Source organism: Dactylosporangium siamense (genome assembly GCF_016862795.1).
In the GTDB taxonomy this organism is placed as follows: Bacteria; Actinomycetota; Actinomycetes; order Mycobacteriales; family Micromonosporaceae; genus Dactylosporangium; species Dactylosporangium siamense.
In genome coordinates this window covers 1-8114 of sequence record NZ_BONQ01000148.1, presented here as the reverse complement: position 1 = coordinate 8114, position 8114 = coordinate 1, and the positions used below count along the sequence as shown (strand labels likewise).

At 72.0% G+C, this 8114-nt stretch carries 5 protein-coding genes and 1 pseudogene; 1 reads left to right on the top strand and 5 read right to left on the bottom strand.

All coding sequences use genetic code 11. The features are described 5' to 3' along the window. Nucleotides 1-315: 315 nt before the first annotated feature. The gene (locus Dsi01nite_RS45590; protein ID WP_203852713.1) at nt 316-1731 is read right to left on the bottom strand and encodes a condensation domain-containing protein; all 1416 of its coding nucleotides are present in this window, start codon (nt 1729-1731) and stop codon (nt 316-318) included. A 142-nt stretch (nt 1732-1873) separates the two neighbouring features. Between Dsi01nite_RS45590 and Dsi01nite_RS45585 the strand changes: the two genes are divergently transcribed. Next, complete coding sequence (locus tag Dsi01nite_RS45585; RefSeq protein ID WP_203852712.1) at nt 1874-2092, top strand: ferredoxin; 219 nt, start codon at nt 1874-1876, stop codon at nt 2090-2092. Here Dsi01nite_RS45585 and meaB read toward each other — a convergent pair. The 4 genes and pseudogenes from meaB to Dsi01nite_RS45565 form a co-directional block, all read right to left on the bottom strand. Next, nucleotides 2089-3054, bottom strand: coding sequence for a methylmalonyl Co-A mutase-associated GTPase MeaB (gene meaB / locus Dsi01nite_RS45580; RefSeq protein WP_203852711.1), 966 nt, complete (start codon nt 3052-3054; stop codon nt 2089-2091). The two genes, Dsi01nite_RS45585 and meaB, sit on opposite strands and share 4 nt — an antisense overlap. Next, nucleotides 3047-5107, bottom strand: a pseudogene (gene scpA, locus Dsi01nite_RS45575) (methylmalonyl-CoA mutase); the annotation flags it as partial. The gene meaB and the pseudogene scpA, both read right to left, overlap by 8 nt. Nucleotides 5108-5172: 65 nt before the next feature. Next, complete coding sequence (locus tag Dsi01nite_RS45570; protein ID WP_203852709.1) at nt 5173-6948, bottom strand: methylmalonyl-CoA mutase subunit beta; 1776 nt, start codon at nt 6946-6948, stop codon at nt 5173-5175. Nucleotides 6949-7084: 136 nt separating this feature from the next. Next, entirely contained in the window at nt 7085-8053 is a 969-nt protein-coding gene (locus Dsi01nite_RS45565; RefSeq protein WP_203852708.1) for a DUF1152 domain-containing protein, read from the bottom strand. Nucleotides 8054-8114: the final 61 nt, after the last annotated feature.

Sequence of the window (8114 nt, the reverse complement as noted above, 5' to 3'; positions counted from 1 at the left end):
ATTCGCGCTTCGTGGTTGCGGTTCGCGGTTGCGGGTTGCGGTTGCGGTTCGCGCGTTCTGGTCGTCATGCCCTTCAGATATTCAGCTAACGGCGCGGGGACTTGATGGCTCCGCCCGGCCTTCGGCCGTGCGACAGGGTGGCGTGGGCACCCTGGCAGCCGTCTTGCGGTGATCCCAAGCCAGGTCCGCACTCGCATGATCCAGGTCCGTCGAGGTCATCATTCGGTGCTACAACACCGTTTTCAGTCGAAGAACGAAAACCATGGATCGTGGGAAAGCTGAATATTTGAAGGGCATGACGACAGGAAGCGATGCCTAGGCGGCGTCGCGCAGCAGGGTTCCCGTCGTGGCCTCCGAATCCAGAGCGGCCCGGACGACCAGGCGTTCGAGGCCGTCAAGGAAGCCCAGCGGGCCGCGTTCGCCGAGGAAGCCGTGCTCGGCGCACAGCATCAGCTCCGCCGTGTCGCTGAGGTCGGTCAGGAAGAGGAAGAAGTTGGCGCCCTTCGGCAGCCGGTCGATGACCGGGGCGAGGAGCTTCGTCGCCGGCAACGCGTCAGCGATGGCGGGAGCCAGCGCGGAGGCGGGCAGTGGTGGCGGCGGGGTCTGTTCCTGCACCGAATACCGGGTGTCGTTGAAGAAGCAGTAGCCGTCGGGTGTGATCGCCCGCTGGACGGCGATCTGGGCGAAGATGGTGTCGAGCTTGCGGGGGTCGTACTCGCAGTGGGCGTAGGCCAGCAGCGCCGCGTCGGAGGCGCGGTGCAGCAGGTCGCCGACGGATTCGCCGGACGGCTGTGGGAAGTCGAGGCGAAACAGCGCGTTCTCGTTGAAGGCGCCGACCAGGCCCCGGCTCGCCGGTCGGAAGCGGGTCGACACGATCAGGCGCAGGAGTGCCTCGTTTTCGCCGGTGTACGACGCCAGCAGCAGCGTGACGGCGGCGAGCAGGACGGTCGCTGGGGGCACCCCGTGCCGGCTGGCGAGGCCGTTGGTGGCCAGGGCGAGGGCGGGGGACTGGATCTGTCCCCAGTCGAGGTTGGGCGGCCGGCCGTCGCGGGTGCTCTCGATCATGCGGGTGGGCACCCCGGTGAGGTGCTTGGACCAGTAGCTCAGGGCCTTCGCCTCGCGGCGCAGGCCGATGGGGGAGGTCTCGTATTCGACGCGTTGCAGTGGCTGCTGGCCCGGCTCGACGGCGATCGGTGGGTCCTGCAGCAGGTTGAGCAGGTCGCCGCGGACGATCGCGAAGCTCCAGCCGTCGACGGCCATGTGGCTGGCGGCGAGCAGGACGGTCACCGGCGACCCGTCACGGGTGAGCACCGCGACCCGCAGCGGCAGGTCGGCGCCGATGTCGAACCAGGGCTTGCGCAGCGCCTCACCGAACTCGTCGACGCGGAGATCGCCGAGCGAGCCGAAAGCGTCGAGCGAGCCGAGCGGGCCGAGGTCGTGGACCTGCAGCGGGATGTCGCCCTCGCCGACGACGCGTTGCCGCGGTCCGTCCGGGGTGTCGACGAACAGGGTGTGCAGCGCGTCGTGCCGCTCGACGAGCCGCTGGAGCGCAAGCGTGACGTCGGACAGCGAGCGGCCGGCGGGGACGGGGCACTGGACGAGGAGGTTGAGGGTCGTGTCATCCGGTGGCAGCCAGCGGAACACGTCCCAGATCGCGGTCTGCGCCCAGATGAGCGGGCCTTCGGCGGTGCGGCCGGTGCGGAAGTGCACGGCCGTCGGGGGTAAGTGCATTCGAGTCACCTTCTGCCGGAACGGGGTCAGGGTGAGCGCCTCGAAAGCTACGACGTATGTAGATGTTTTTCAATCAGCCGTACGAATATTGCGGAACCCCGCGGGGTCTGCGGACAATGGCGGCGTTCGATAGGTTGGTTCCATGTGGCGGATCACCGTGGACCACACGTGCATCGGGTCGGGCAGCTGTGCGGGCATCGCCCCGGACCGCTTCGAGCTCGACGACGTCGAAGGCCGGGCGCACCCGGTCAACCCCGACGTCGCCCCGGACGACGAGGCCGTCCTCGACGCGATGGCCTCCTGCCCCATGGAGGCGATCAGCGTCCTGGACCTCGACACGGGCAAACCGGTCGAGATCTAAAGGAAGGCGGCCAGGATCGCGTCGGCGGCCTGGCCCGGGGTCATCGTGCCGGCGCGCACCTGGCGCTCCAGGTCCGGCGCCAGCGCACGGACCGCCGGATCGGCCTGCAGCCGGTCCAGCAGGGTCCCGCGGGCGGTCTCCCAGATCCATGCGACCCGCTGCGCCTCGCGCCGCCGGTCGAAGTCGCCCGAGGCGGCCAGGTGCTCGTGATGGCGTTCGAGGCGCCCCCACAGCTCGGGCAGCCCGTCGCCGGTAAGACCGCTGCAGGTCACGACCGGCACCTGCCAGTCGCTGCCGGCGCCGCCCCGCAGCAGCCGCAGCGCGCCGGCCAGCTCACGCGCTGCCGCAGCCGCGTCGGCCGCGCCCGGGCCGTCGGCCTTGTTGACGGCGATGACGTCGGCGAGCTCGAGGACGCCCTTCTTGATGCCCTGCAGCTGGTCGCCGGTGCGGGCAAGGGCGAGCAGCAGGAACGTGTCGACCATGCCGGCGACCGCGGTCTCGGACTGGCCGACGCCGACGGTCTCGACCAGGACCACGTCATAACCGGCGGCCTCGACGACCGTCATCGCCTCACGGGTCGCGCGGGCCACCCCGCCGAGGGTGCCCGAGGTCGGCGATGGTCGTACAAACGCGGCGTCGTCGACCGAAAGTCGGGCCATGCGGGTCTTGTCGCCGAGGATGCTGCCGCCGGTGCGGGTGGACGACGGGTCGACGGCGAGCACCGCGACCCGGTGCCCGGCGCCCGTCAGCGAGACGCCGAGCGCGTCGATGAACGTGGACTTGCCGACCCCGGGCACGCCGGTGACACCGATCCGGCGGGCCCGGCCCGCGTGCGGGGTCAGCGCGACGAGCAGCTCCTGCGCGCGCACCCGGTGATCGGGGCGGGTCGACTCCACGAGGGTGATCGCCCGCCCGATCGCGGCCCGGCGGCCGGCCAGGACACCATCGAAGAGTTCATCCATGCCGGGTGCGCAGCTGCGCCAGCAGGTCCAGGGCGGCGTCGGCGATCACCGTGCCCGGCGGGAAGATCGCGGCGGCGCCGGCGGCGCGCAGCTCCTCGAAGTCCTGCTGCGGGATGACACCGCCGACGATGACGAGGATGTCGTCGCGGCCGAGCGCGGCGAGCTCGTCGCGCAGCGCCGGGACCAGGGTGAGGTGCCCGGCGGCGAGGGAGTTGACGCCCACGATGTGCACGTCGGCCTCGACGGCCTGCCGGGCCACCTCGCCCGGGGTCTGGAACAGCGGGCCCACGTCGACGTCGAAGCCGAGGTCGGCGAAGGCGGTCGCGACCACCTTCTGGCCGCGGTCGTGGCCGTCCTGGCCCATCTTCGCGACCAGGATGCGCGGGCGGCGGCCTTCCGCCTCGGCGAACTCGGCGGTGGCGGCGCGCACCCGGTCGATGTTCCCGGCGGAGCCGGCTTCGTCGCGGTACACCCCGGAGATGGTACGGATCTGCGCCGTGTGCCGCCCGAACACCTTCTCCAGCGCGTCGGAGATCTCACCGACGGTGGCGTGCGCGCGGGCGGCGTCGACCGCCAGCTCGAGGAGGTTGCCGTCACCAGCCGCGCCTGCCGTCAAAGCAGCAAGGGCAGCCTCGGTGCCGGCAGCATCACGGGAAGCGCGCAGCCGGGCGAGCTTTGCCAGCTGCTGCGACCGCACCGAGGAGTTGTCGACCTTCAGCACCTCGATCGGCTCGTCGGCGTCGGGCCGAAACTTGTTGACCCCGATCACCGGCTGCCGGCCGGAGTCGATGCGGGCCTGGGTGCGGGCGGCGGCCTCCTCGATGCGTAGCTTCGGGATGCCCTCGTCGATGGCGCGGGCCATGCCGCCGGCCGCCTCGACCTCCTGGATGTGCTGCCACGCGCGGGCGGCGAGGTCGTGGGTGAGCTTCTCGACGTATGCGCTGCCGCCCCACGGGTCGATGACCCTGGTCGTGCCGGACTCCTGCTGCAGCAGCAGCTGCGTGTTGCGGGCGATGCGGGCGGAGAAGTCCGTCGGCAGGGCGAGGGCCTCGTCGAGGGCGTTGGTGTGCAGCGACTGGGTGTGTCCCTGGGTGGCGGCCATCGCCTCGACGCAGGTGCGGACCACGTTGTTGAACACGTCCTGCGCGGTGAGCGACCAGCCCGAGGTCTGGCAGTGCGTGCGCAGGCTCAGCGACTTCGGGTTCTTCGCGCCGAACTCGCGCACCAGCCTCGCCCACAGCAGCCGCCCGGCGCGCAGCTTCGCGACCTCCATGAAGAAGTTCATGCCGATCGCCCAGAAGAACGACAGCCGCGGCGCGAACACGTCGACGTCGAGTCCGGCGTCGCGGCCGGCGCGCAGGTACTCCACGCCGTCGGCGAGGGTGTACGCCAGCTCCAGGTCGGCGGTCGCCCCGGCCTCCTGGATGTGGTAGCCGGAGATCGAGATCGAGTTGAACTTCGGCATGTGCGATGAGGTGTACCGGAAGATGTCGCTGATGATCCGCATCGACGGTGCCGGCGGGTAGATGTAGGTGTTGCGGACCATGAACTCCTTGAGGATGTCGTTCTGGATCGTGCCGGACAGCTGCTCCGGCGCGACGCCCTGCTCCTCGGCCGCGACGATGTACAAGGCGAGGACCGGCAGCACCGCGCCGTTCATCGTCATCGACACGCTCATCTTGTCCAGCGGGATGCCGTCGAACAGCTGCCGCATGTCCAGGATGGAGTCGATGGCGACGCCGGCCATGCCGACGTCCCCGGCGACCCGCGGGTGGTCGGAGTCGTAGCCGCGGTGCGTGGCGAGGTCGAACGCGACGGACAGGCCCTTCTGCCCGCCGGCGAGGTTGCGCCGGTAGAAGGCGTTGGACTCCTCGGCGGTGGAGAACCCGGCGTACTGGCGCACCGTCCACGGCTGGGTGGTGTACATCGTCGGGTAGGGGCCGCGCAGATACGGGGCGATCCCCGGGTACGTGTCGAGGAAGTCCAGGCCGGCGAGGTCCGGCGGGCCGTAGACCCCGGCGACGTCGATGCCCTCGGGCGTCTGCCAGGCCTCGTGCTGCTCCGGCGGCGCCGGGTCGACGCGCGGGGTGCCGAGGGCGACCTCGGTGAAGTCGGGGATCACGGCGCCACCAGTCCCAGGTCCGAGTGCGTCCGGCGCAGCACCGCGAGGGCGTCGCAGCCGGTGTACAGGTAGTCGTCGACGTGGTCGTAGCCGGCCGGTTTCCCCGCCAGCCAGACGGTCCGCGCGCCCTCGGCCTTCAACCGCCGCGCGGTCTCCTCCGCCTCCTCGGCGTAGGAACGGTCGGACCCGCAGATGCACACGACGTCCGTGACGGGTCCATTGTGGACGGTGCGGATGCCGCCGGCCGCGAACAGGTTGGCGGCGAACGACGCCCGGGCGGTGTGCGCGGCCACCGGTCCCAGCGTCACCAGGCTGACGACCCGGTCCGACTCGTCTGCCGCGTCGCGGAGGTCCTCGAAGGCTTCGGCGCGTCGGTGCCGCGGCAACCCACCCGACGGCGGTGCCGGCGCGGGGGAGCGGGCCGGGCGGCGCTCCTCGAGGCTGGCGAACTCGCTGACCCCGGTCACCGGGTCGAGCCGGTGCGCGAGCCGGTCCGCGCGGCGCTGCCAGGTCGCCGCGACCCGGTCCGCGACCAGCCCGGAGTCCAGGGCGGCCCGCATCCCGCCGGCCCGCTCGACCTCGACGAACACGTCCCAGGCGGCGTGGGCCAGGGTGTCGGTCAGCGACTCCACGAACCACGAGCCACTGGCGGGGTCCAGGACCCGCGCCACGTTGGCCTCCTCGACCAGCAGCGTCGAGGTGTTGCGGGCGATCCGCCGGGAGAAGCCGTCGGGCAGCCCGAGCCGCGCGTCGAACGGCAGCACCGTCACCGCGTCCGCGCCGCCGACCCCGGCCGCGAAGCACGCGACGGTGGTGCGCAACAGGTTGGACCACGGGTCGCGGGCGGTCATCATGGCCGCGCTCGTCACCGCGTGCTGGACCTGCGCGCCGCGGTGCGGCACGTCGCAGACCGTCGCGATGCGCGCCCAGATCCGGCGGGCCGCCCGCAGCTTCGCGATGGTGGCGAACTGGTTCTGGTCGGCCGCGTAGCGGAACTCCAGCTGGCGCAGCGCCATCCCGGCGCTCAGCCCGGCGTCGACGAACGCCCGCAGGTACGCGACCCCGGTGGCGGCGGCGAACCCGAGCTCCTCGGCGTCACTGCCACCGGCCAGGTGATACGGGGTCGCGTCGACGGTCGCCACCGGCACCGCCGTCGTTTTTACGAGCCGGCCGAGCATGCCGAGGTCGGCGGGCCGGCCGGTCCTCGCCTGCCAGCCGAGCGGGTCGGCGCCGAGGTTGCCGCGCTTGTCCTCACCCGGCAGGCCGAGGAACACGGCGGCGGCGGCCTCGGTGTCGGCGCCGCAGTCCAGCACGATCGGGGCGAGGTCGAGGTACACCCCGTCGAGGACCTCGGCGATGTCGCCGGGCGCGATCCCGTCCAGCCAGATCGAGGTGGCCCCGTTCTCCAGGTCGGCGAGGATCGCCTCCCGGGTCGCCTTCGGGTCGGGGTCGGCGTGCCGTTGCCGCACGTCCCACGCCCGCGGGGTCGCGCTGCCGCCCCGGATGAACGGCGTCTGCCCCGGCCACCCGACCGCCGGCAGCGCCTCCGTGTCGGCGGCCGTGTACAGCCCCGCGAGGGCGATCCCGTCGTAGGTCACGCTGCCGAGCAGCTCCTGCACCGCCTCGGGCGGCGTGCCGTCGTCGGCGGTGCCGGCCTTGCGCAACACCGCCAGGGCCAGCCGCCGCCACTGCTCCAGGTCACCGCCGGCGAAGTCGGCTCCCAGCCGCAACCCGCCCGGCTCCTCGGAACCGGACCTGAGAGGCTCACTCATGACCGGATGCTAAGCGCGTGTGACAGCGTCGCCGTCACCGTTGTGAAATGGTCCACCAGTTGAATATCTCACCGGTTCACCCACTTTGCCCGCCCCTGTGCACCCCTAATCGCCGGGCGGGCACGGGTGGCGTGGCTCAGTGCGGGTAGGCGTGGGGGATGCGTGGGGTGACGCCGGCGCGGAACTGTTCGATGCGGGTCAGCACCTGCCGCATCCCCCGGGTGCCCTCGAGCCGGTCCCGGTACAGCAGCCGGCCCGCCAGTCCGTCGACGGTGCAGCTGAAGTAGATCGCCATCAGCGGGTTGACGAACAGGGCGCTGTCGCCGGTGCGGGTTGTGAACCGCACGTCGCCGAACTCGCCGCGGCTGGCCGCCGCGATCTGCCCGTTGACGATGCTGGGCCGCAGCGGCGTCGCGGCCTGCGCGTGCGCGACCGCGTCGCGGTAGAGCGCCGCCTCCCGGCTCGCCGACGGCAGCGACAGCGCGCCGAGATAGGCGCCGTCGCGGTCGAGCGCGGCGAGGTTCTCCAGCACCTGGGTGTGCCGCACGCCGTGGTACGCGTCGATCCCGAACCCCAGGCACGTCACCAGCTTCACCGGCACGTCGAGCCCGGCGACCGCGACGAGACTGGTCATGTCCTCCACGGGCGTGCCCAGCCCGGCCTCGTCGCCGCGCATGAGGATGTCGGTGCCGCCGTCGACGAGGACGATCGCGTCGAGGTCGAGCGGGCCGGCGAGGGCCGCGTACGCCTCCCGCAGCGGCTGCACGCCGGTGCGCGGGAACGCGTATACGAGGTCGGGTTCGCCGTGCTCCCGCAGCCACCTGGCCAGGGTCCGCTCGGGGAAGTAGTCGTCCAGCCCCACGGTCCGGGCCGTCACCGCCGCCACGCCGGGTGCGAGCCACACGTCGCGATCGAGCAGCTCCAGCGCCGAGAACGACAGGTTCGCCAGGTGTACGGTGCGGCCCTGGGCCCGCAGCGCCAGCGCGAGTGGCAGCCCGGCGTAGACGTCGAACCCGCCGCCCGCCCCGGCGATCAGCACGCTGCGGGCGCCGGCGAGGGCCTCGAACAGCGGCGGCACGGCCAGGTGCACGGGCCGGGCCGTCATGCGTCCTCACTTCGTTCCGGGCGCATGACCCAACACTGCGATCCTGATGACCGGCCCAAGA

What these genes read in the sequence shown, in the direction of transcription:
- Dsi01nite_RS45590 (WP_203852713.1), bottom strand. Translation starts at nt 1,731, where the DNA reads ATGCACTTACCCCCGACGGCCGTGCACTTCCGCACCGGCCGCACCGCC.
- Dsi01nite_RS45585 (WP_203852712.1), top strand. Translation starts at nt 1,874, where the DNA reads ATGTGGCGGATCACCGTGGACCACACGTGCATCGGGTCGGGCAGCTGT.
- meaB (WP_203852711.1), bottom strand. Translation starts at nt 3,054, where the DNA reads ATGGATGAACTCTTCGATGGTGTCCTGGCCGGCCGCCGGGCCGCGATC.
- Dsi01nite_RS45570 (WP_203852709.1), bottom strand. Translation starts at nt 6,948, where the DNA reads ATGAGTGAGCCTCTCAGGTCCGGTTCCGAGGAGCCGGGCGGGTTGCGG.
- Dsi01nite_RS45565 (WP_203852708.1), bottom strand. Translation starts at nt 8,053, where the DNA reads ATGACGGCCCGGCCCGTGCACCTGGCCGTGCCGCCGCTGTTCGAGGCC.